This is a genomic window from Mycobacterium sp. ZZG (genome assembly GCF_054786995.1).
Genome location: NZ_JBTBFV010000010.1, coordinates 116,591 through 137,401 on the forward strand (window position 1 = coordinate 116,591; position 20,811 = coordinate 137,401).

At 70.1% G+C, this 20,811-nt stretch carries 21 protein-coding genes; 7 read left to right on the plus strand and 14 right to left on the minus strand.

The window, feature by feature from the left end; genetic code table 11:
* Positions 1-86 precede the first annotated feature (86 nt).
* Positions 87-509, minus strand: coding sequence for a hemophore (locus ACXMYJ_RS08930; protein ID WP_260756317.1), 423 nt, complete (start codon positions 507-509; stop codon positions 87-89).
* A gap of 271 nt (positions 510-780) precedes the next feature.
* Between ACXMYJ_RS08930 and ACXMYJ_RS08935 the strand changes: the two genes are divergently transcribed.
* Both ACXMYJ_RS08935 and ACXMYJ_RS08940 read left to right on the plus strand, forming a co-directional pair.
* Positions 781-3,699: an MMPL family transporter gene (locus tag ACXMYJ_RS08935; RefSeq protein WP_443187526.1), complete on the plus strand. Its 2,919-nt coding sequence runs from the start codon at positions 781-783 to the stop codon at positions 3,697-3,699.
* Positions 3,699-4,190, plus strand: a complete 492-nt coding sequence (locus tag ACXMYJ_RS08940; protein WP_443187581.1) for an XRE family transcriptional regulator — start codon at positions 3,699-3,701, stop codon at positions 4,188-4,190. The genes ACXMYJ_RS08935 and ACXMYJ_RS08940 overlap by 1 nt, the downstream gene beginning before the upstream one ends.
* 24 nt (positions 4,191-4,214) lie before the next feature.
* On the opposite strand, the gene ACXMYJ_RS08945 is transcribed toward ACXMYJ_RS08940, so the two are convergent.
* Positions 4,215-4,904: a hypothetical protein gene (locus ACXMYJ_RS08945; RefSeq protein WP_260756314.1), complete on the minus strand. Its 690-nt coding sequence runs from the start codon at positions 4,902-4,904 to the stop codon at positions 4,215-4,217.
* Complete coding sequence (locus ACXMYJ_RS08950; protein ID WP_260756313.1) at positions 4,901-5,488, minus strand: hypothetical protein; 588 nt, start codon at positions 5,486-5,488, stop codon at positions 4,901-4,903. The genes ACXMYJ_RS08945 and ACXMYJ_RS08950 overlap by 4 nt, the downstream gene beginning before the upstream one ends.
* A 39-nt stretch (positions 5,489-5,527) precedes the next feature.
* Between ACXMYJ_RS08950 and ACXMYJ_RS08955 the strand changes: the two genes are divergently transcribed.
* The gene (locus tag ACXMYJ_RS08955) at positions 5,528-7,612 is read left to right on the plus strand and encodes a M13 family metallopeptidase (protein WP_260756312.1); all 2,085 of its coding nucleotides are present in this window, start codon (positions 5,528-5,530) and stop codon (positions 7,610-7,612) included.
* 24 nt (positions 7,613-7,636) lie between these two features.
* Here the strand turns inward: ACXMYJ_RS08955 and ACXMYJ_RS08960 are convergent, their stop codons facing one another.
* From ACXMYJ_RS08960 to ACXMYJ_RS08970, 3 genes are all read right to left on the minus strand, one after another.
* Positions 7,637-8,095 (minus strand): thiol-disulfide oxidoreductase DCC family protein, encoded by a 459-nt coding sequence (locus ACXMYJ_RS08960; protein ID WP_260756311.1) that lies wholly within the window; start codon positions 8,093-8,095, stop codon positions 7,637-7,639.
* A gap of 68 nt (positions 8,096-8,163) precedes the next feature.
* The gene (locus ACXMYJ_RS08965) at positions 8,164-8,592 is read right to left on the minus strand and encodes a pyridoxamine 5'-phosphate oxidase family protein (RefSeq protein WP_260756310.1); all 429 of its coding nucleotides are present in this window, start codon (positions 8,590-8,592) and stop codon (positions 8,164-8,166) included.
* Positions 8,589-9,425, minus strand: coding sequence for an NAD(P)H-binding protein (locus ACXMYJ_RS08970; protein ID WP_260756309.1), 837 nt, complete (start codon positions 9,423-9,425; stop codon positions 8,589-8,591). Before ACXMYJ_RS08970 ends, ACXMYJ_RS08965 begins: the two co-directional genes overlap by 4 nt.
* A gap of 80 nt (positions 9,426-9,505) precedes the next feature.
* On the opposite strand from ACXMYJ_RS08970, the gene ACXMYJ_RS08975 reads away from it, so the two are divergent.
* On the plus strand, positions 9,506-10,435 hold the full coding sequence (locus ACXMYJ_RS08975) for an AraC family transcriptional regulator (protein WP_260756308.1): 930 nt from the start codon (positions 9,506-9,508) through the stop codon (positions 10,433-10,435).
* A 69-nt stretch (positions 10,436-10,504) separates the two neighbouring features.
* Positions 10,505-12,055 (plus strand): phospholipase D-like domain-containing protein, encoded by a 1,551-nt coding sequence (locus tag ACXMYJ_RS08980; RefSeq protein WP_460355504.1) that lies wholly within the window; start codon positions 10,505-10,507, stop codon positions 12,053-12,055.
* Here the strand turns inward: ACXMYJ_RS08980 and ACXMYJ_RS08985 are convergent.
* The 6 genes from ACXMYJ_RS08985 to ACXMYJ_RS09010 all read right to left on the minus strand — a co-directional run bounded on the left by ACXMYJ_RS08985 (position 12,027) and on the right by ACXMYJ_RS09010 (position 17,184).
* Positions 12,027-12,422, minus strand: a complete 396-nt coding sequence (locus tag ACXMYJ_RS08985; protein ID WP_443187520.1) for a hypothetical protein — start codon at positions 12,420-12,422, stop codon at positions 12,027-12,029. The two genes, ACXMYJ_RS08980 and ACXMYJ_RS08985, sit on opposite strands and share 29 nt — an antisense overlap.
* A gap of 29 nt (positions 12,423-12,451) precedes the next feature.
* Complete coding sequence (locus tag ACXMYJ_RS08990; RefSeq protein ID WP_460355506.1) at positions 12,452-13,666, minus strand: DUF58 domain-containing protein; 1,215 nt, start codon at positions 13,664-13,666, stop codon at positions 12,452-12,454.
* The gene (locus ACXMYJ_RS08995) at positions 13,663-14,625 is read right to left on the minus strand and encodes an AAA family ATPase (RefSeq protein ID WP_460355509.1); all 963 of its coding nucleotides are present in this window, start codon (positions 14,623-14,625) and stop codon (positions 13,663-13,665) included. Before ACXMYJ_RS08995 ends, ACXMYJ_RS08990 begins: the two co-directional genes overlap by 4 nt.
* Positions 14,622-15,104: a hypothetical protein gene (locus ACXMYJ_RS09000; RefSeq protein WP_260756303.1), complete on the minus strand. Its 483-nt coding sequence runs from the start codon at positions 15,102-15,104 to the stop codon at positions 14,622-14,624. Before ACXMYJ_RS09000 ends, ACXMYJ_RS08995 begins: the two co-directional genes overlap by 4 nt.
* Entirely contained in the window at positions 15,101-16,048 is a 948-nt protein-coding gene (locus ACXMYJ_RS09005) for a DUF4129 domain-containing protein (RefSeq protein WP_460355512.1), read from the minus strand. The genes ACXMYJ_RS09000 and ACXMYJ_RS09005 overlap by 4 nt, the downstream gene beginning before the upstream one ends.
* Before the next feature lie 89 nt (positions 16,049-16,137).
* Positions 16,138-17,184 carry a L,D-transpeptidase gene (locus ACXMYJ_RS09010; RefSeq protein WP_460355515.1) on the minus strand — a complete coding sequence of 349 codons (1,047 nt, stop codon included), beginning with the start codon at positions 17,182-17,184 and terminating at the stop codon, positions 16,138-16,140.
* 351 nt (positions 17,185-17,535) lie between these two features.
* On the opposite strand from ACXMYJ_RS09010, the gene ACXMYJ_RS09015 reads away from it, so the two are divergent.
* Positions 17,536-17,832 (plus strand): MTH1187 family thiamine-binding protein, encoded by a 297-nt coding sequence (locus ACXMYJ_RS09015; protein WP_260756300.1) that lies wholly within the window; start codon positions 17,536-17,538, stop codon positions 17,830-17,832.
* Between the two features lie 101 nt (positions 17,833-17,933).
* Here ACXMYJ_RS09015 and ricR read toward each other — a convergent pair whose 3' ends face one another.
* Together ricR and ACXMYJ_RS09025 are read right to left on the minus strand one after the other, a co-directional pair.
* Positions 17,934-18,254, minus strand: coding sequence for a copper-sensing transcriptional repressor RicR (ricR, locus tag ACXMYJ_RS09020; protein ID WP_260757887.1), 321 nt, complete (start codon positions 18,252-18,254; stop codon positions 17,934-17,936).
* Between the two features lie 11 nt (positions 18,255-18,265).
* Positions 18,266-18,892, minus strand: coding sequence for a DUF305 domain-containing protein (locus ACXMYJ_RS09025; RefSeq protein WP_460355519.1), 627 nt, complete (start codon positions 18,890-18,892; stop codon positions 18,266-18,268).
* Positions 18,893-18,970: 78 nt separating this feature from the next.
* Here ACXMYJ_RS09025 and ilvD point away from each other — a divergent pair, with 78 nt between their 5' ends.
* On the plus strand, positions 18,971-20,683 hold the full coding sequence (gene ilvD, locus ACXMYJ_RS09030; RefSeq protein ID WP_260756298.1) for a dihydroxy-acid dehydratase: 1,713 nt from the start codon (positions 18,971-18,973) through the stop codon (positions 20,681-20,683).
* Positions 20,684-20,811: the final 128 nt, after the last annotated feature.

The following is a 20,811-nucleotide window of genomic DNA, read 5'->3' on the forward strand; positions in this document are numbered from 1 at the left end:
CCATCCTAGAAAGCTAAGCAGACGCGCCGCGCACTTTCTTGCCGAGCGATTAACCGTTGATGAGAACTTCTACAAGAAAGGGCCGGTCAACCGGTCGCGGTGACCGCGGCGTTCTGGGCGGCGGGCAACGCCGGGCTCTGCTGCGCGGCCTGCATCAACCCGAACACCTGCGGCAGGGTGACCGGCAGCCGGCATTTGCCCGACAGCGCGACCAACGGTTGCTGGAGCCGCTGCAGATCGGAGGCGACCTGCGGGTTGGCGTCGAAGTACGCCTTCAGCGCGGCGATCGACTGCGGCCCCTCCTGCTGCTGGGAGATCGCGGTGATCGCCCCGTTGGCTTTCGGGTTGGCCTCCAGGTAGTTGCCGGTATAGGTCGCGACCTCGGCCACGGTCCTGGCAACCTCGCTGGCCGCGCACGGATCGGGCGCGGCGACCGCGATCGGGCCGGTCAGCATCGCGATGCCGGCCCCTCCGGCGATCACGGCGGCGAATTTCACGGGTAGATGCATGACGAACTCCTAACAGTTCGCTAACACGCGTGACGTGCTTCGCAAACGTGCTGCGATGATGAGCAGAGGGTCCCCGACGCCTGTGTAGCTCCGCCGCCATACTGCCATCGCCCCCTCGGGCCTTACCAATACAGCGACCGAACCCGCAGGCATCGTCCCTGGATGAGGCATTTCTGCCAGCTGTTTCAGCCCGGCGAACTGACAGAAACCTGCTGTACCCTCTCGCTATCGGCAGCCGGGGAGAAAGTGGGGAGTTCCGATCCAGCAGTTCATGATGCGCCTGAGCAGCAACCTGCGCAGGTTCCGCTGGGCGGTGTTCGCGGTGTGGCTCCTGCTCCTGGTGCCCTCGGTGTATCTGGCGATGAACCAGTCCAGCCACCTCACCGGCGGCGGCTTCGAGGTCGAAGGTTCGCAGTCGCTCTACGTACAGCGCCAGCTTGAGGCGCAGTTCCCCGATCAGGGCGCCTCCCCGCTCGCCCTGGTCGCCGCACCGCGCCCCGACGCGTCGTTCCAGGACATGGCCGACGCGGTCACCCACCTCGAGCGCCTCGCCTCCGAGGTGCCCAGCGTCAAGGTCGTCCCGACGCCGCAACAGCCGCCGCCGCAGCCCGACCGCCCGTACGTGATCACGCTGCAGCTGGACTTCGAGAACACCGGTGCGGTCGACGTCGCCAAGCAGCTGCGGGAGAAGATCGGCGTCGACGGCGAAGAGCCCGGTGAGATGGAGAACGGCAAGGTCCGGCTCTACGTCATCGGCCAGGGCGCGCTCGGCGCCGCGGCGACGCTGGCCACCAAACACGACATCGCCCAGGCCGAGAAGTGGAACTTCCCGATCGTCCTGATCATCCTGTTGGCGGTGTTCGGCTCGCTGGCCGCCGCGGCGATGCCCTTGTTGCTGGGAATCTGCACCGTCGTGGTGACCATGGGCCTGGTCTTCCTGCTGTCGATGTACACCACGATGTCGGTGTTCGTGACGTCGACGGTGTCGATGTTCGGCATCGCGGTGGCGATCGACTACTCGCTGTTCATCCTGATGCGGTTCCGAGAGGAGCTGCGCGCCGGCCGCGAACCCGAGGACGCCGTCGACGCAGCGATGGCCACGTCCGGCCTGGCCGTGGTGCTGTCGGGCCTGACGGTCATCGCGTCGGTCACCGGCATCTATCTGATCAACACCCCGGTGCTGCAGTCGATGGCCACCGGTGCGATCCTGGCCGTCGCCGTGGCCGTGCTGACCTCCACGACGCTGACGCCCGCGGTGCTGGCCACGTTCGGCCGCCGGGCCGCGAAGCGGTCGTCGTACCTGCACTGGGGTCGCGGGGTGGAGGCCACCCAGTCGAAGTTCTGGACCCGCTGGACCGGCTGGGTCATGCGCAGGCCGTGGCTCTCGGCGGCGGCCGCCGCCGCGCTGCTGCTGGCTTTCGCCGCGCCGGCGTTCTCGATGGTGCTCGGCAACAGCATGCAGCGGCAGTTCGACCCGACCCACGAGATCCGCGGTGGGGTCAACGCCGCGGCCGAGGCGCTCGGCCCAGGCGCGCTCGGCCCGGTCCGGGTGCTGGTCACCGTCCCCGAAGGACAGACGGCCCAGTCCGAGGTGCCGTTGCTGGAGTCGCTCCGCGACAAGATGGGCCAGGCCCCGAACACCGTGTCGGTGTCGCCGCCGGTGTTCGGCACCGACGGGCGCAGCGCGCTGCTGTCGGCGGTGCTGTCGGTCGACCCCGAGGATATGGGTTCCCGCGACACCATCGACTGGATGCGCGACCAGTTGCCGCCGGTGGCCGGTGACGCCGCCCGCGTCGACGTGGGCGGGCCCACCGCGCTGATCAAGGACTTCGACGACCGGGTGTCAGCAACCCAGCCGCTGGTGTTCCTGTTCGTCGCACTGATCGCGTTCGTGATGCTGCTGGTCTCCATCCGGTCGGTGTTCCTCGCGTTCAAGGGCGTGCTGATGACCGTGCTCTCGGTCGCCGCCGCCTACGGCTCGCTGGTGGTGGTGTTCCAGTGGGGCTGGCTGTCCGACCTCGGTTTCAAGCAGATCTCGTCACTGGACAGCACGATCCCGCCGCTGGTGCTCGCGCTGACGTTCGGGTTGTCGATGGACTACGAGATCTTTCTGCTCACCCGGATCCGGGAACGGTTCCTGCAGACCGGCAACACCCGTGACGCCGTGGCCTACGGCGTGTCCACAAGCGCTCGCACCATCACCAGCGCCGCGTTGATCATGATCGCGGTGTTCATCGGGTTCGCGTTCGCCGGCATGCCGCTGGTCGCCCAGCTCGGTGTCGCCTGCGCGGTGGCCATCGCGGTGGACGCCACCGTGGTGCGGCTGGTGCTGGTGCCCGCCCTGATGGCGATGTTCGACGAGTGGAACTGGTGGCTGCCACGCTGGCTGGACCGCATCCTGCCGTCGGTGGACTTCGAGAAGCCGCTCCCCAAGGCCGACATCGGCGACCTGGTGATCATCCCCGACGACATTTCCGCGCTGGCACCGTCCGGTTCGGATCTGCGCACCGTGGTCAAGTCCGCGGCGAAACTAAAAACCCTTGTCCCACAAGCGATCACCGTTGCCGACCCGCTCGCGTTCAGCGGCTGCCAGCCGTGCGGCAAGGCCACCGGCAGCCGCCTCGGGCGCGACGAGCGGATCACCGCGGCAGTCAGCAACCGGGCGCACGGCAAGACCGTCGCGGTCAAACTGCCCAAGCACCCGGTGACGATGTGGCGCGGCAGACTCGACGTCGCCCTGGACGCGCTGGCCGTCGAACGTGACGCCCGGGGCGCGGAGGGCAACGGGCAACCCCCGCTGGCCCGCATCAGCCCGATGGAGACCACCAACGTGCTGCTGCCCACCGGCGACCGGCTGCAGATCCCGACCGGCGCCGAGACGCTGCGGCTGAAGAGCTTCCTGATCCTGCAGCGCAACAGCGCCCGTGACTACGACGACCTGGCCGAGCTGGTGGATTCGATGGACGCCAACACCGCGGCAGAAGTGCTCGCCGGCATGGACCGGTACTACTGTGGTCAACCGGCCAGGCCGTACTGGGTGGCCACCCAGTTGGTGCGGCGCCTGGCCGAGCCCGCTCCGGCCGACGGGCCGGACCTTGCCGCGGCCGGCGCCGACGGGGAGTCCGAGTGGGCGCGGGTCAGGCAACGCTGCCTCGCGGTGGCAGTGGCCATGTTGGAGGAGACGAGGTGATGGTGGCCCCTGAGATGCCCGAGGTGCGCGGCACAGACCGCCGCGCCGACCCGCCCGCCGACGACCGTCCGGTCGAGTTCTGGCCGACCGCTGCGATCCGGGCCGCGCTGGAGAACGACGACCTCGCCGTGTGGCAGCGCATCGTGGTCGCGATCAAGCGGGATCCGTTCGGCAGGACCGCCCGACAGGTCGAAGAGGTGCTCGAGACCGCCAGGCCCTACGGGGTGTCGCGCGCGATGTCGGAGGTGCTGCACCGCACTCGCGAGCACCTGGAGGCCAATGAGTGCGCGGAAGTGGCGCGCCACGTGCACCTGCTGCTTGAGCGCTCGGGTCTGGGCGAGCAGGAGTTCGCGTCACGGATCGGCGTGCCCGCCGACGACTTCGCCGCCTATCTGCGGGGCACCACCAGCCCGCCGGCATCCCTGATGATCAGGATGGGCCGACTCTCGGAGCGCTTCGCCAAGATGCGATCCCAGCGCACCACCGACTGACCCACGGCCCTGGGCGGCGGGGCCTCAGCGGGAGTGGATCGGCGCGACGTCCTCGACGAGCCAGCGCCCGTCGCTCTTGGACAGCGTGACCCGCAGCGCCAGCACCGCCGTGGCCGGCCGCTGGCCCGGGCTGCTCTGCGTGCCGCGCAGGATCACCGCGACGCTCGCGGCGTCGGGCCCGATGGCCTCGACGCCGGCCGACACCGTGCTCGCCTGCGCCGACACGTTCCGTCCGCCCAGATCCTTTGCGACGGCGGCGAATTCGTTGCGGAATCGCTCCGCGCTGGCGGCCGACATCATGCCGGTGGCGCGGTCGATCGACGAGGTGGGGTTCTGCGGCGTGAACGTCGCCGACGCCTCGGCGACGCTGCTGGCGATGCCGGTCACCTCGGCGCTGTCGTCACGCAACGTCTGGTCGGGCCGGGTCCACTGGGTGTATCCGATCACCGCCGCGGCGACGAGCGCCGCCGTCGTCGTCGCGACCACCGCCAGCCGCAGCCCGGGACCGTCGTCGTCGGTGCCGAAGGTCACCTTGTCGCGGCGGGCCAGTACCGCGTTGACGATCACCCCTTCGACCACCAGCACGCACAGCACCGAGCACACCGCGACCCACCACAGCGGCCAGCCCAGCGCCACGCCGATGTACACCAGCGCGGCCACCGCCGCCGCCGGCGCCAGCACATCGAACGCCAGCACACGCAGCCGGTTCCTCATCGGATCGGCTCCAGCCGGGAGATCGCGAGCCTGCCGTCGACGTCGGTCACGTCCAGTCGCAGGGTCCAGCGCACCGTCTGCGGCTTCTCGGTGCCGGCGTTCTCCGACAGCGAGGTCGCGACCACCATCACGGTGTCGGTGCGCGACGAGAACCCCTCAAGGCCCTGCTCGGGGTCGGGCGCGGCGCCGGGTTCGTCACCGGGTTCGGCATGGTGGATGGTCTCGATGGCGACCGAGTCGATCTGCCCGGTGGTGCGCGACTGCAGCGTCTGCACCAGCTTGCGGTACGGCTCGACGGCGGTCTCGAACTCGGCGTTGAGCTGGCCGACGGTGCCCTCGTGCAGCGTGGTCATGTCGGCGTCGACGGAGTCCTTGTTCATGTTGATCAGCACGCCGGTCCAGTCGACGGCGGTCTGCAGCACCTCACCGCGGTACCTCAGTTCAGCGGTGTCGGCGCGGTGCCCGTTCCAGATCATCACCGCCAGCACCACCGCGGCGACCCCCACTACCGCGAGCACCGCCGACCCGACGCCGTAGCGGCTGATGATCCCGTCAGTGCGCGGTTCCGGCTCGTCATCGGGCATGCGCGTGAGGGTACCGGCACGTTCTGGCAGGCTTGTGGGGTGACGGTAGAAGCTACATCGCCCAAGTCGACAACCAAGTCCGGACTCGACCTGCGCTACGTCGACGCCGACGCCCGTCCGCAGGACGATCTGTTCGGCCACGTGAACGGCCGCTGGCTGGCCGAGTACCAGATCCCGGCGGACCGGGCCACCGACGGCGCCTTCCGCACGCTCTACGACCGCGCCGAGGAACAGATCCGCGACCTGATCAACGAGGTGGCCGGTGGGGACGCCCCGCACGGCACCGACGCGTCCCGCAGCTCGGGCTCAACCGACGCGTCCCGCATCTCAGGTTCGGACGACGCGTCCCGCATCTCAGGTTCGAACGACGCGTCCCGCATCGGGGACCTCTTCGCCAGCTTCATGGACGAGGACACGGTGCGGGCACGCGGACTGACCCCGCTGCTCGACGAGCTCGCCGCCATCGATTCCGCCGACAGCCCCGACGCGCTGGCGCGCGTGATGGGCGCGCTGCAGCGCACCGGCGTCGGCGGGGGCACCGGCCTGTACGTCGACACCGACTCCAAGAACTCCGAGCGCTATCTGCTGCACCTGACCCAGTCCGGGATCGGGCTGCCCGACGAGTCGTACTTCCGCGACGAGCAGCACGCCGAGATCCTGTCCGCCTACCCGGGGCACATCGCCGCGATGTTCGGCCTGGTCTACGGCGGCGGCGCCGAGGATCACGCCGACACCGCAGAGCGGATCGTCGCGCTGGAGACCAAGATCGCGGCCGGGCACTGGGACGTGGTCAAGCGCCGCGACGCCGACCTGACCTACAACCTGCGCACGTTCGCCGAGGTAGTCGAGCAAGCGCCCGGCTTCGACTGGCCGGGTTGGCTGTCGGGACTCGGCGCTCGCGACGACCAGGCCGCCGAAGTGGTGGTGCGCCAGCCCGATTTCCTGACCGCGTTCGCCGGGCTGTGGGCCGGCGAGAGCCTGGAGGACTGGAAGAACTGGCTGCGCTGGCGGGTGATCCACGCCCGGGCGTTCCTGCTCACCGACGAACTGATCGCCGAGGACTTCTCGTTCTACGGGCGCAGACTGTCGGGCACCGAGGAGATCCGCGAACGCTGGAAGCGCGGCGTATCGGTGGTGGAGAGCCTGATGGGTGAGGCATTGGGCCGGCTGTACGTGGATCGGCACTTCCCGCCGCAGGCCAAGGCGCGGATGGACGAGCTGGTGGCCAATCTGCGCGAGGCCTACCGGGTCAGCATCAACTCGCTGGACTGGATGACTCCGCAGACGCGGGAGAAGGCACTGGTCAAGCTCGACAAGTTCACCCCGAAGATCGGCTACCCAAAGAAGTGGCGGGACTACTCCGCGCTGGAGATCGCCCGCGACGACCTGTACGGCAACTACCGGCGCGGCTACGCGCTGGAGTACGACCGTGATCTGGCCAAGCTGGGCGGCCCGGTGGACCGCGACGAGTGGTTCATGACGCCGCAGACGGTCAACGCGTACTACAACCCCGGCATGAACGAGATCGTGTTCCCGGCCGCGATCCTGCAGCCGCCGTTCTTCGACGCCGACGCCGACGACGCCGCCAACTACGGCGGCATCGGCGCGGTGATCGGTCATGAAATCGGACACGGCTTCGACGATCAGGGCGCCAAGTACGACGGCGACGGGAACCTGGTGGACTGGTGGACCGACGAGGACCGCGCCGAATTCGGCAAGCGCACCACGGCATTGATCGAACAGTACGAGGAGTTCGTGCCCCGCGACCTGGACCCGTCGCATCATGTGAACGGCGCGTTCACCGTCGGCGAGAACATCGGCGACCTCGGCGGCCTCTCAATAGCACTGCTCGCGTATCGACTCTCACTGCAGGGCAAGCCCGCACCGGTGATCGACGGGCTGACCGGCGAGCAGCGGGTGTTCTTCGGTTGGGCCCAGGTGTGGCGCACGAAATCCCGTGAAGCCGAGGCGATCCGGCGATTGGCGGTGGACCCGCACTCGCCGCCGGAGTTCCGCTGCAACGGCGTGATCCGCAACATGGACGCGTTCTACGACGCGTTCGGGGTCGGACCCGACGACGAGCTGTACCTGGAACCCGAACGGCGGGTGCACATCTGGAACTGAGCGGGGACCTCCGCTAGTTCACAGCTAGTCCAGGAAGCGGGCCCGCACCTCGGGCGCCGGGATCGGGCAGGTGTCATGCGTTCCGAAGATCCGGTACCGGACCCGGGCGAAGCCGTCGTAGAGCCGGTCGCGCAGCGGGGCCGGGATGACCTCGGCGGCCCGCAGGGCCCGCCACGGCCCGCCGAGGTAGTCGGTGACGCGCAGCGCCGCGGCGGACTTGACCGCGACCTGCTCGTCGGGTCCGCCCGGGTCGTCGACGAAGACCACCGAGTCGACGTCGGCGAGGAACGGGTGGCGGGCGATGACGCCGCGGGCGAAGTCGCTGTCGAGCGCGGCGAACCGCAGCGACCCGTGCCGATCCACACGCAGAATGGCCTGCACCGCGCCGTTGCAGAACCCGCAGACGCCGTCGTAGAGCAGCACCGGCGGGTCCTGCCGGGTCGGGGCGCCGGGGGCGGGTGAGCGGTCGTGAGTCTCGGACATCGGAAACCTCCTTGCCCGACGGGTTCCCGATGCGCCGGCCGGCAACCGGTCCCGCCCCGCGGGATATGTCACACCGCGACCCGGCTGACCCGCTGCGGCCACAGCACCACCCGAAGGTGTTCGTCGGCCAGCATCGCCTCGAGATGGGCGGCCCGCACCGGGTCGTCGAGGTCCCAGTACCGCGCGGCCAGCCGCCTGGCCAGGTCAGCGGCCCCGTCGGGTGCCACCGTGACCGGGCCGGTGAGCGACACCCACCGTTCGCGTTCGCCGACCGGCGCGGCGACCACGAGGGAGGCTCGCGGGTCGGCGCGCAGTTGCCGCACCTTGGCGGCGCCCGCGGCGGTGAACAGCTCGATCGTGTCGTCGGCGGTGAGCTCGAACCACACCGGCCGCGGCTGCGGGGGCACCGGGCCCGCGGCCACGGTCAGGAACCCGTGCAGCGGCCGCCGTAGGAAGTTCCGGTCCTCGCGGGTCAGGGCGGTCTCGACCGCGGTCATCGGTGCCACGCTCCGGCCGCCGCGGCCCGAACAACGTAGTCCTCGAACGTACGGGGCGGCCGGCCCAGCACCTGCGTGACGCCGTCCGCGGGTTCGGCAAGTAATCCGCGCTCCATCATCACGAACATCTCCGCGATGTGCTGCGCGTCGGCGCGGGCCCACCCGTCGTCGACGAGCTGCGCGGTGTACTCGACGGCCGATATCTGCTTGTAGGTCACGGGCATCCCGGACGCGCGGGCGATCAGGTCGGCCGCCTCCGCGAAGGTCAGGGCGCGTGGCCCCGACATCTCGTACACCCGCCCGGCATGCCTGCCCGGCTGGGTGAGCACCGCGGCGGCCACGTCGGCGACGTCCTCGACGTCGATGAACGGCTCGGGCACCTCGCCCGCCGGAAGCGCCAGGGTCCCGCCGAGCAGCGGCGCGTGGAACACGTCCTCGTCGAAGTCCTGGTCGAAGTTGTTGGGCCGCAGGATGGTCCACTCCAGCGCCGAGCCGCGCACGGCGTCTTCGGCGGACCGCATGTCCAGCCCGAACGGGGAGTCGCCCCAGGTGTCGGCGCCCCGGCCGGACAACAGGACCGCGCGCCGCACCCCCGCCGACTCCGCCCGGGCGATGAACTCATGGACCGGGCCCGGCACCGTCGGGGCGACCACGTAGACGGTGCCGACGCCGTCGAGCACGGCGTCCCAGCCGTCGGGGTCGGTCCAGTCGAACGGGGTGGGGCTGGACCGCGATGCGGTCCGCACCGGGACGCCGGCCAGTCGCAGCCGGGCGGTGACGCGCCTGCCGGTCTTGCCGGTGGCGCCGAGGACGAGTGTGGTGTCGTGTGCCATGCCCCCAGTCAACGGCCCTCGACTGGACGAATCCATGGGTGATCCGCCGATTTCCCTGTGCGATCGTCTAGCCTGGCGGGATGGACGTCTTCGACGACCTCTGCCGCGGGGTGCGCGCACAGGGTTCGCTGTTCGGCGCGTCCACGCTGTCCGCGCCGTGGTCGCTACATTTCGTCGACGGAGCACCATTGACCCTGTGCACGGTGCTCGACGGCGCGGGCTGGGTCGTGCCGGAACACGGCGACGCCGAGCCGGTGCGCGCCCGCGACACCGTCGTGGTGAAGGGCCCCGCGACGTTCAGGTTCGTCGACACACCCGGCACCGCCGCGGAGCCGCTCGCATGCGGAGAGTTCTGCGCGACCCCGGAACTCGGCGGCACCCGACACCGGCTGGGCTGGAACGACGTCGCGCACAACGAGGCGGGGGCAACCACGCTGATCGTCGGCGCCTACCCGGTGCAGGGCGAGATCAACCGACCCCTGCTGGACGCGCTGCCGACCGTGCTGCGGGTCCCCGGCGGGGGCACCGGTGACGCGGTGCTCGACCACCTGGCCGCCGAAGTCGCGCTCGACATCCCCGGCCAGCAGGTGGTGCTCGACCGGCTGCTGGACTGGATGCTGGTGTGCACGCTGCGCGAGTGGTTCGACCGGCCCGGCGGCGAACCGCCGGCCTGGTGGAGCGCCCAGCGTGACCCGGTGGTGGGTGACGCGCTGCGGCTGCTGCACGCCGAGCCCGCCGCGCCGTGGACGGTCTCGCAGCTGGCCGAGCGCACCGGGGTATCGCGGTCGACGCTGGCCAAGCGGTTCACCGAGCTGGTCGGCGAACCGCCGCTGACCTACCTCACCGCCTGGCGGATGACACTGGCCGTGGATGTGATGCGGGAGCGCAGGGCGGCGACCCTGGCCGAGGTCGCCCGCACCGTCGGCTACTCGGACCCGTTCGCGTTCAGCGCGGCGTTCAAACGAGTCCGTGGCGTCAACCCCAGCGAGTTCCGGCGCACCGTGGCCTGACGGGGCCGTCCGGGACCGCCTACGCTCTAGAGACCCGGGCCACCGCGTCGCCGGCCGAAGGTGAGACGGATGTCAGACCAGTTGCAGAGCCCGCCTGACGGGGGGCCCGACGACCGGCTTCTCGTGCCGGGGACGACGTGCTGGCAGACGGCGCGGGCAGGCCGCTTCACCCCGATCGTCGACGGAGCCGACTACCTGGTCGCGGTGAAGGCGGCGATGCTGCGCGCCGAGCGCCGCATCATGCTCATCGGCTGGGATCTCGATTCCCGGACGGCCTTCGAGCCCACCGGGCCCACGCTGTCCGGGCCGGACCATCTGGGTCTGTTCCTGCACTGGCTGCTGTGCACCCGCCGTCACCTCCAGGTGTATCTGCTGAAGTCGAACCTGCGGCTGCTGCCTGCGTTCGACGGGTTCTGGTTCGGGGTGGCGCCGGTGGCGCTGCTCAATCAGATCACCTCCAGCCGCCTGCATTTCGCGGTCGACGGGGCGCGTCCCACCGGCGCGGTGCACCACCAGAAGATCGTGGTGGTCGACGACGCGGTGGCGTTCTGCGGTGGCATCGACCTGACCGTCGGCCGCTGGGACACCCGGGCGCATCTTCCCGACGATCCGGGCAGACGCACGGCGGGACAGCCCTACGGACCGCGCCACGAGGTCGCCGCCGCGGTGGACGGCCCGGCCGCCCGGGTGCTCGCCGAGCAGGCCCGTGACCGCTGGCGCGCCGCGACCGGACGGGCGCTGCCGCCGGTCTCGCCGCGGGAGCCGGTGTGGCCGCACGGGCTGCGGCCCGCGCTGCGCGACGTGGAGGTGGGCGTGGCCCGCACCCTTCCCACCCTGCCCGGCCGCCCCGAGGTGCGGGAGGTGGAGGCGCTGGACTTCGCCGGGATCGCCGCCGCGAAGACCGTGATCTATCTGGAGAACCAATACCTCGCGGCGCGCGGGCTGGCCGAGGCGCTGGCCGCGCGGTTACGCGAGCCCGACGGCCCTGAGGTGGTGATCGTGCTGCCCCGCAGTTCGGAGAGCCGCCTTGAGAAGCAGTCGATGGACAGTGCGCGGGAGCGGCTGCTGCGCATGCTGTGGGACGCCGACGAACACGGCCGGCTCGGCGTGTACTGGCCGGCCGTCAAGGGCGGGCAGTCGGTGTACGTGCACTCGAAGGTGATGGTGGTCGACGACCGGCTGCTGCGTATCGGCTCGTCGAACCTCAACAACCGCTCGCTGGGTTTCGACAGCGAGTGCGACGTCGCGCTGGAGGCCCCGCCGACGGGCAGCGACAAGGTACGGCGCCACATCGTGGACACTCGCGACGCCCTGGTGGCCGAGCATCTGGGCGTGCAGCCGGCCGAGTTCCGGCGGGAGGCGTTGCGGCGCGGTTCGTTCCTCGCCGCAATCGACGCGTTGCGTGGTTCGGGCCGTTCGCTGCGCAAGTTCACCGAGTTCATGGTGTCGGCGGATGCGAGCCCGCTCGCCGAGAACGAGCTGATGGACCCCGACCACGTGCCACCCTCGATCACCCGCAGCGCGATCGCGGTGGCCACCGGGATGATCACCTGGCCGCTGACCAGGGTCGCGCCGCGGCTGTGGTCGATGGTCAGTGCCGTGGCCTCACAAAAGGTTTGAGCGCCAACAGATATCCGGCGAGCAAGGTCAACGGCGCCACCAGCGGCAGCCAAGGCGCCTGCACCGGCAGCAGGACCGCGATGGCAGCCGCGCCGGCGAACCCGACCGCGAAGTACATCGTCGGCGCCGTCGGCACGGTGTGGCGTAGGACGAGGTACGCCGCGGCCGCCAGCCCGGCCAGCACCGTGAACATCGGCGCCGGATCGGCCAGCACGACGGTCAGCACCGCGCCCAGCACCGCGACCGTGGCCGCGGGCCGCGCCCATGCCGAAACCAGCACCGCCGTAAGCGAAAACCCGACCGCCAACACTGCGTAACCGTCGGCCCGGTACCCGGCCGCAGCCACCATGAGCACGCCGAAAGCCATGATTGTCAATCGATGTGCCGGACCCGCGATCATCGGCGTGCCCGTCGCGCCGGCACCAGCGCCATCGCCTGGTCCAGCGTCACCGCATCCGGCCAGCCGACGATGTCGACGCCGACGGTGGCCATGTCGCGGTACATGAACGAACGTTGCATGCTCCACATGCGGTGCACCAGCGGGTCGTGGTCGCCTTCGATCGGACTGCCCTCGAGCACGTCGACGGCGACCACGGGATGACCGCGCTTACGCAGATCGATGAGGGCCAACGCGAATTCGGTGTCGAGCAGCGTGGAGAACGCGATGACGATGGCGCCGGTCGGGACGGCCGGGCGCGGCGCGAGGGTGCCGGTGGCGGTCTGGAAGGTGTCTGTCGCGCCGAGCACCGTGTCCAGGATCCGATAGAACTGCCGCTGCCCGATGTCGGCGCCGAGCCACCGGGTGCTGCGGCTGCCCAGGGTGACCAGACCGGCCCTGTCGCCGTACCGCAGCGCGCTCTGCACCACCTGTGCGGCACCCCGGGCGGTCCGCTCGGTGGCGGTGGTGGCCGGACCGGGCGGCTGCGGATACGTGTCGACCAGCACCACCACGTCGGCGGCGCGGTCGGTCAGCCGCTCGGTGACGTGCAGCGCGCCCCGGCGGGCGCTGACCGGCCAGTTGACCGTGCGCAACTGGTCGCCGGGGACGTAGGGGCGGATGTCGGCGAACTCGACGCCGGGGCCGACATGCCGGGTCAGGTGCGTGCCGAGCCGGTCGAGCAGGTCGGTCCGCGGAATCGGGGTGGATTGTGGTGGCGCGACGGGGAACACGCACACCTCGGCGGCGTCGGCCGCGCCGACCCCCTCGATCAGGCCGCCGCGCCCGCTCACGGTCACGGTGGCGCGAATCGGGTACCGGCCCCACCTCGTCGCCCGCACCGTCAGGTCCGCGCCGTCGGTCTCGTCGATCGTCATACCGGTCGGCACGGAACACGTCAGCGCTACCGGGCCGCCGTCGTCGGAGCCGGCCGACACCTGAACGCGGGCCGGCTCGTCCTCAAAGCACCTGTGGAAAGCCGGCTCGGCGGACACCGTCACCGCCGGCACGCCGCGCTGGCGACCCACCGAGCACAGCACGCCGAGTAGCGGCGCGGCGAAGGCGGCGAGCTCCCATCGTCCCGCCAGCAGCGCCGCGACGATCGCCACCGCCGCGCAGGTCGCCACCGAGCGGGTCAGAGCCGAGGCGCGCCAGTGTAATTCGACGGTCGTCACGTCGCGTCCCGCGCACGCGGCACGGGTGTGCGGCGCAGCAGATCCTCGACCACGTCGGCACCCTGCACCCGCCGCACCCACATCTCGGGCCGCAGGCTGATGCGGTGCGCCAGCGTCGGCACGGCCAGCGCCTTGACGTCCTCCGGGACGACGAAGTCACGGCCGAGCAACAGTGCGCGCGCCCGTGCGAGCTGCACCAGGTCCAGTTCGGCGCGTGGGCTGGCCCCGACGGCGACCTGAGGGTGCTGGCGGCTGGCGGTCGCCAGCGACACGATGTAGTGCAGCACGTCGTCGTGGACGCTGACCTGCTCCACCGACTCCTGCATCGCCAGCAGGTCGTGCGCGTCGACGACCTGCTGCACCGTCGCGGCCGCCGATCCGCGGTCGAGGCGGCGGCGCAGCATCGTGGTCTCCTCCGCCTCGCTCAGATACTTCAACTCGAGATGGATCGCGAACCGGTCCAGTTGCGCCTCCGGCAGCGGGTAGGTGCCCTCGTATTCGATCGGGTTGTCGGTGGCCAGCACCAGGAACGGTTGCGGCAGCGGATGTGTCACGCCGTCGATGCTGACCTGCTGTTCGGCCATCGCCTCCAGCAGCGCGGCCTGGGTCTTGGGCGGGGTACGGTTGATCTCGTCGCCGAGAAGCAGGTTCGTGAAGATCGGGCCGCGGCGGAATTCGAAACGGCCCGTTTGCATGTCGTAGATCGTCGAGCCGAGCAGGTCGGCGGGCAGCAGATCGGGCGTGAACTGCACGCGGGTGAACTCGAGGCCGAGTGCGGCGGCAAAGGACTTGGCGATCAATGTCTTTCCCAGCCCGGGCAGATCCTCCACCAGTACGTGCCCGCGGGCCAGCACGGTGATCAGGATCAGGTTCAGCGCGTGGCGCTTGCCCACGACGGCACGGCCGATCTCGTCGAGGACGGCCTCACAGCGCGCCGTGGTCACCGCGGGGGTGCTCACAGCCGCTCCAGCCGCTGCAGGATCTCGTCGAGCGTGCGCCGGCCCGGGCCGGGCTCGGCGTTACCGGTCCGGGAGATGTTCTCCGGGTCCACCCACGGCCACAGCTCGTCACCGAACAGCATGCGGCCGGTGGCGTGAAATGCCCTCGGGTCTTTGGCTTTCCGGTGTCCGGCTGCGAGCTCGAACTGCCGGGCGAGCATCGGCCGCAGCCGTCGATCCCAGTCGGCCCGGGTGGACTCCGACCACGAGATCAGCGTTTCGGTGCGGGACAACCAGCGACGCATCGCCGCTGCCGCCTCGTCGGCCGTGGTCTCGGCCCGGTCGTCGGGCCCGCCATCCAGGTGCGACCGGACCCCGATCAGCACGCACGCCAGCGCCGCGCCGGTGACCACCAGGACGAGCTCCCGCTCCAGCTGCGTCACGGCGAAGACCTGCACGACGACGATCAGAAACACACCGACGACAACGACTTTCGTCATGTCGCCGCCTGCAGTTGGCGCTGCACCTGCCGCAGCGCGTGCACCGCGTCGACGCGGTGGCTCTCATTCATCAGGTGCGGGCTGAACCGCGCCTCCTCGAACAGCTCGACCAGTTCGGTGGCGCTGCCGGCGTCCACGGCGCGGCTGCGGATCGCGCGGGCCAGCACCTCGGTCGGGGTGTCGGAATCCCGCGGGGTCGTGCCGGGTGATTTCTCCAGTTCGCGTTCCATCGCGAGGTAGCAGGCGATGATCGCCTGCCGGGGGTCCCTGCTGAGATCGCCCATCTCGGCCAGACCGAGTTCGGCCGCCCGGGCGAGGTCGGGTGCCGGGGCGGCCGGTCCGGGCGCCACGGGCTCGGTGGGCACCGCGGGTGCCGGGGCGTGCCTGCGGCCGGTGAGCGCCGCGACGATCGCGAGCGCGAACAGCGCGACCGTCGTGCCCAGCAGCGCGGCGAACACCGCACCGTCGTTGGGACCGGCCGGCGGCTCGGCGTCGGGGGTCGTCTCGGCACCGGAGGCGGCGTCGGCCCGTGTGTCGGGCACCGTCTGCTCGTCGAGCACCACGGCCGGCACCCACCGCATCAACAGCAGCACCAGCAGCGTCCACGCCGTCAGCGCCGCACCGATGATCAGCAGCGTCCGCCAGCGGATCGGGACACCTTGCTCCCGCGCCGTCCGGGGCGGCTCCCCCGGCGGCGGGGCCGCGGAGCGCTGCGACGCCTGCGCGAGAACCGCGATCGTGATCACGGCGACGGACACGACCAGCATCGCGATGACCGCGATCAGGCTCCCCGGACCCTCCTCGGCGGGTTGGTCGGGAGGCGGGTCACCACCGGCGTCCGGCAGATACCCACGCAGCGCCGTGATGGCCAGCAGGGTCAGCACGATCACCGTGATCGTGCGTGCCGCCTTGTCGCGCGCCGCCGGCTCGGTCTTCTCGGGCATGGCCACCCCTGGCTCCAGCACCGACGGCCGGGCCGCCGCCGGCCTGAGTTCATCGTGGCACGATGCGTCCGCGGCGCGGGGCCATCCGATCAGAACATCTGCCAGTCCGACGCGCCGTCGGGCTGGGTGTACATGCCGCCGTCGGTGTTCTTGATGACGACGGCGTCGCCGCTGCCGAAGTTGTCGAAGAACCACTGGGCGTTGGCCGGGCTGAGGTTGATGCAGCCGTGGCTGACGTTGCTCTCACCCTGGTCGCCGACGGACCACGGCGCGCTGTGCACGAAGATCCCGCTGTTGTCGATGCGCACCGCGTCCTGGACCTTGAGCTTGTAGCCCTCGCCGGACGGATCATCGACGGGCACTCCGTAGGTCGAGGAGTCCATCACGATGTCGGCGAACTTCTCCAGCACGTAGTAGGTGCCGTTCTTGGTGTCATAGCCGGGCTTGCCCATCGAGACGGGGAACGTCTTCTCCAGGACACCGTTGCGATGGACCTCCATCTGCTTGGTGTCGTTGTCGATGGTCGCGACGAGTTGCTCGGGGACGCTGAACGACGACTTGGTGCCGGCGGCGTCGATGGTGACGACGGTGCCGGCCGGCCAGAAGTCCTGCGGGCGCCAGCGCAGCTGAGTGTCGCTGACCCAGTAGAACCTGCCGGGAACCGGCGGGTTGGACGAGATGTGGACCGCGTCCTGCGCCATCTGCCGGTTGGCGATCGGGCGCGCGAAGTTGATGTAGATCGGCTTCGCCGCGCCGACGATGGAACCGTTGGTCGGGTTGAAGGACGGCGGGATGAACGGGGGCTGGCCGACGAACGGGTTGGGGTTCTGCCCGGCCGGGGTGCCCTCCGGGATGGGCAGCGGGTCGCCGGGGATCACGGCGAGCGGGTTCCTCGTCGTCGGGCCTGTCGTCGTCTGGCCTGTCGTCGCCTGGCCTGCCGCGGGAGCACCGGCCGGAGCGGGCGGGGCCAGCGGATTCTCGAAGACGAACGGGTTCGCCGGTGGTGGAGGCGGCGGGGCCGGCGCAGGTGCGGGCGCGGGTTGTGCCAACGCCGACGGAGCGCCGAGTGTCAGCCCTGCGATCACGCCTGCTGCCATGAACAGGGCGAAGACCCGGCTCCTGTTTCGCTGCCGCATGCAATTACCTCCAGTCCAGCGACTGACCCCAGTGTGGCACAGCACCAAGATCGATCCCGCTGGCGAACGTGTTCGCCGGACCCCGGCACCCTCGGCACGGAGGGTCATGACCTGCCCTGATGATCGCCTCGGCACCTCCGCGCGTTACGACGTGAAAGCAAGACGGCCGGCAGCTGTGGCCGGCGCCGAACCCGCGCTCTCATCCCGAACTCGGCAATCGCATCTCGGCCCACAGACGCCCCTTCCGTCACACCTATCCGCTTTTCTCAGCAGAAGTACGAGAGACCCGCTGCTAAGCGCGGATACCTGTGACTGCTGGGACCCCGAGCACCCAGGCGGACACTGGAGCACATGATCGTCGCGTTCAGCATCAGTCCCATCGGCGCAGACGGCACAGGCAGCGTCGGTGACGCGGTCGCCGAAGCCGTCCGCGTCGTCCGGGCATCAGGTCTGCCCAACGAAACCAATGCCATGTTCACCAACATCGAGGGCGAGTGGGACGAGGTGATGGCCGTCGTCAAGCAGGCCGTCGATGCGGTGGCCGCGGTCTCCCCGCGGGTCAGCCTGGTGCTCAAGGCCGACATCCGGCCCGGCTACACCGGCCAGCTCACGGCCAAGGTGCAGCGCATCGAGAACGCGCTGGACTGACGCCCGCCGTCCCCGCCACCCCGTCACACCTGGTGCCGAAATTGCATTCCACGCGCCCGATCGCGCCCGCGGGCCGCGTGGAATGCGGTTTCGGCGGGGGGTCAGGACCGGACCAGTCGGGCGATCGCCGCAGACGCCTCGGCGAGCTTGGCGTCGGCTTCCGCGCCACCCGCGGCGACGGCGTGGCTGACGCAATGGCCTAGGTGTTCGTCGAGCAGCCCGAGCGCCACCGACTGCAGCGCGCTGTTGACCGCGCTGATCTGGGTGAGGACGTCGATGCAGTACTTGTCCTCGTCGATCATCTTGGCGATGCCGCGCACCTGGCCCTCGATGCGGCGCAGCCGCTTGGCGTAGTTCTCCTTCTGCGCCGAATAGCCGTGGGCGCCGTCATCCGGTGCGGTCGCCTCGCCCTCGGCCGCGATGTTGGTTTCCGTCACGGCATGCCCTCCAGAATCTGCGTCATCTTCTCGATCTGCCCCCGCTGCCCGGCGGCGATCGTCTCGGCGATGCTGATGGCGTCGACATTGGCGCCGTCGGCGATCTCGGCGTCCGCGATCTCGATCGCGCCGCGGTGCTGGCTGATCATCGACTGCAGCCACAGTCTGTCGAACTCGGGGCCGCTCAGCGAGCCGAGACGCGCGACGGTCGCCTCGTCGATCGTCCCCGGGGTGGCCTGCCCGGCGTCGGGCGCTTCGGACCCCTCCGGCCCGGTGCGGATGTCGGGGTTCTCGTTCCACTGCACCAGGAACACGTTGAGGATGTTCATCTCCGGCTGCGCAACCGCGATGATCTGCTCGGCCAGCGCCACCAGGTCCGGGTTGCCGGACTTCTCCACCGCCGTCCTGGACAAGTCGATGGCCTGGGCGTGGTGCGGCACCATGGCGTTCGCGAACGCGATGTCGGCCTCGTTGTAGCCCGACGGCTCCCCGGTGATCAGCGGCGCCTCGGATCCGTCCGATGCGTCGGAGCCGTCCGCCGGCGCCTCGCCTGCGCCACTGCAGCCGGCAAGCAGCAGCACCGCGGCCAGCACGGCGGTCAGTCGCGCGATCAACGTCGTCATGCGCCCCAGCGTACTAGTACCCCACGGGGGTATCGGCGGTGGTTTGGAGGGGACAAACGCCGGGCGCATAATCTCCGCATGCCCTCAGAGCCCACCGATCCCGGTATCGACATCAAGCCCCGCAGCCGCGACGTCACCGACGGCCTGGAGAAGGCGGCCGCCCGCGGCATGCTCCGCGCGGTCGGGATGGGCGACGACGACTGGGTCAAACCGCAGATCGGGGTCGGGTCGTCGTGGAACGAGATCACCCCGTGCAACATGTCGCTGCAGCGACTGGCGCAGGCAGTCAAGGGCGGCGTGCACGAGGCCGGCGGGTTCCCGCTGGAGTTCGGCACGATCTCGGTGTCCGACGGCATCTCGATGGGCCACGAGGGCATGCACTTCTCGCTGGTCTCCCGTGAGGTGATCGCCGACAGCGTGGAGACCGTCGTGCAGGCCGAGCGCCTCGACGGCACGGTGTTGCTGGCCGGCTGCGACAAGTCGATCCCCGGCATGCTGATGGCCGCCGCGCGCCTGGACCTCGCGTCGGTGTTCTTCTACAACGGCTCGATCATGCCGGGCACCGCCAAGCTCACCGACGGCACCGAGAAGGAAGTCACGATCATCGACGCCTTCGAGGCGGTCGGGGCCTGCGCGCGCGGGCTGATGTCCCGCGAGGACGTCGACATCATCGAGCGCGCGATCTGTCCCGGTGAGGGCGCGTGCGGCGGCATGTACACCGCCAACACCATGGCCTCGGCCGCCGAGGCGCTCGGAATGTCGTTGCCGGGCAGCGCATCCCCGGTGGCGATCGACAAGCGGCGCGACGAGTTCGCACGCCGCTCCGGCGAGGCCGTCGTCGGGATGCTGCGCCGCGGCATCACCGCCCGCGACATCCTGACCAAGGAGGCCTTCGAGAACGCGATCGCGGTGGTGATGGCGTTCGGCGGTTCCACCAACGCGGTGCTGCACCTGCTCGCGATCGCCTACGAGGCCAACGTCAAGCTGGCGCTGGAGGATTTCACCCGCATCGGGCAGAAGGTGCCGCACCTGGCCGACGTGAAACCGTTCGGCCGTCACGTGATGAAGCACGTCGACGAGATCGGCGGTGTGCCGGTGGTGATGAAAGCCCTGCTGGATGCCGGTCTGCTGCACGGGGACTGCCTGACCGTGACCGGGCAGACCATGGCCGAGAACCTGGCCCACATCGCGCCGCCGGACCCGGACGGCAAGGTGCTGCGGGCGATGAACAACCCGATCCATCCGACCGGTGGCATCACGATCCTGCACGGTTCGCTGGCGCCCGAAGGCGCGGTGGTCAAGTCCGCCGGCTTCGACTCCGACGTGTTCGAAGGCACGGCAAGGGTTTTCGAGCGTGAACGGGCCGCTCTGGACGCGCTCGAGGACGGCACGATCACCCACGGCGACGTCGTCGTGATCCGCTACGAGGGCCCCAAGGGCGGACCCGGCATGCGCGAGATGCTGGCGATCACGGGTGCGATCAAGGGCGCCGGTCTCGGCAAGGACGTGCTGCTGATGACCGACGGTCGGTTCTCCGGCGGCACCACCGGCCTGTGTGTCGGCCACATCGCGCCCGAGGCGGTCGACGGCGGCCCGATCGCGTTCGTGCGCGACGGCGATCGGATCCGTCTCGACGTCGCCAACGGCACCCTCGACATCCTGGTCGACGAGGCGGAGTTCGAGTCGCGCAAGGCAGGTTTCGAACCCCTGCCGCCGCGCTACACCACCGGCGTGCTCGCCAAGTACACCAAGCTCGTCGGATCGGCGGCAGTCGGGGCGGTGTGCACCTAAGCCTGGATACACCGATTAGGTGGCGGCCTGGGTGGGTTGAAACAGCGAAATGCCCTGTCGTGGTGGGAGAATGAGATTTGTTCAGGATCCAATTCAGCCACTACGAAGGGCATCTCGTAGATGCAACT

What these genes read in the sequence shown, in the direction of transcription:
- ACXMYJ_RS08930 (WP_260756317.1), bottom strand. Translation starts at nt 509, where the DNA reads ATGCATCTACCCGTGAAATTCGCCGCCGTGATCGCCGGAGGGGCCGGC.
- ACXMYJ_RS08935 (WP_443187526.1), top strand. Translation starts at nt 781, where the DNA reads ATGATGCGCCTGAGCAGCAACCTGCGCAGGTTCCGCTGGGCGGTGTTC.
- ACXMYJ_RS08940 (WP_443187581.1), top strand. Translation starts at nt 3,699, where the DNA reads ATGGTGGCCCCTGAGATGCCCGAGGTGCGCGGCACAGACCGCCGCGCC.
- ACXMYJ_RS08945 (WP_260756314.1), bottom strand. Translation starts at nt 4,904, where the DNA reads ATGAGGAACCGGCTGCGTGTGCTGGCGTTCGATGTGCTGGCGCCGGCG.
- ACXMYJ_RS08950 (WP_260756313.1), bottom strand. Translation starts at nt 5,488, where the DNA reads ATGCCCGATGACGAGCCGGAACCGCGCACTGACGGGATCATCAGCCGC.
- ACXMYJ_RS08960 (WP_260756311.1), bottom strand. Translation starts at nt 8,095, where the DNA reads ATGTCCGAGACTCACGACCGCTCACCCGCCCCCGGCGCCCCGACCCGG.
- ACXMYJ_RS08965 (WP_260756310.1), bottom strand. Translation starts at nt 8,592, where the DNA reads ATGACCGCGGTCGAGACCGCCCTGACCCGCGAGGACCGGAACTTCCTA.
- ACXMYJ_RS08970 (WP_260756309.1), bottom strand. Translation starts at nt 9,425, where the DNA reads ATGGCACACGACACCACACTCGTCCTCGGCGCCACCGGCAAGACCGGC.
- ACXMYJ_RS08975 (WP_260756308.1), top strand. Translation starts at nt 9,506, where the DNA reads ATGGACGTCTTCGACGACCTCTGCCGCGGGGTGCGCGCACAGGGTTCG.
- ACXMYJ_RS08980 (WP_460355504.1), top strand. Translation starts at nt 10,505, where the DNA reads ATGTCAGACCAGTTGCAGAGCCCGCCTGACGGGGGGCCCGACGACCGG.
- ACXMYJ_RS08985 (WP_443187520.1), bottom strand. Translation starts at nt 12,422, where the DNA reads ATGGCTTTCGGCGTGCTCATGGTGGCTGCGGCCGGGTACCGGGCCGAC.
- ACXMYJ_RS09000 (WP_260756303.1), bottom strand. Translation starts at nt 15,104, where the DNA reads ATGACGAAAGTCGTTGTCGTCGGTGTGTTTCTGATCGTCGTCGTGCAG.
- ACXMYJ_RS09005 (WP_460355512.1), bottom strand. Translation starts at nt 16,048, where the DNA reads ATGCCCGAGAAGACCGAGCCGGCGGCGCGCGACAAGGCGGCACGCACG.
- ACXMYJ_RS09010 (WP_460355515.1), bottom strand. Translation starts at nt 17,184, where the DNA reads ATGCGGCAGCGAAACAGGAGCCGGGTCTTCGCCCTGTTCATGGCAGCA.
- ACXMYJ_RS09015 (WP_260756300.1), top strand. Translation starts at nt 17,536, where the DNA reads ATGATCGTCGCGTTCAGCATCAGTCCCATCGGCGCAGACGGCACAGGC.
- ACXMYJ_RS09025 (WP_460355519.1), bottom strand. Translation starts at nt 18,892, where the DNA reads ATGACGACGTTGATCGCGCGACTGACCGCCGTGCTGGCCGCGGTGCTG.
- ilvD (WP_260756298.1), top strand. Translation starts at nt 18,971, where the DNA reads ATGCCCTCAGAGCCCACCGATCCCGGTATCGACATCAAGCCCCGCAGC.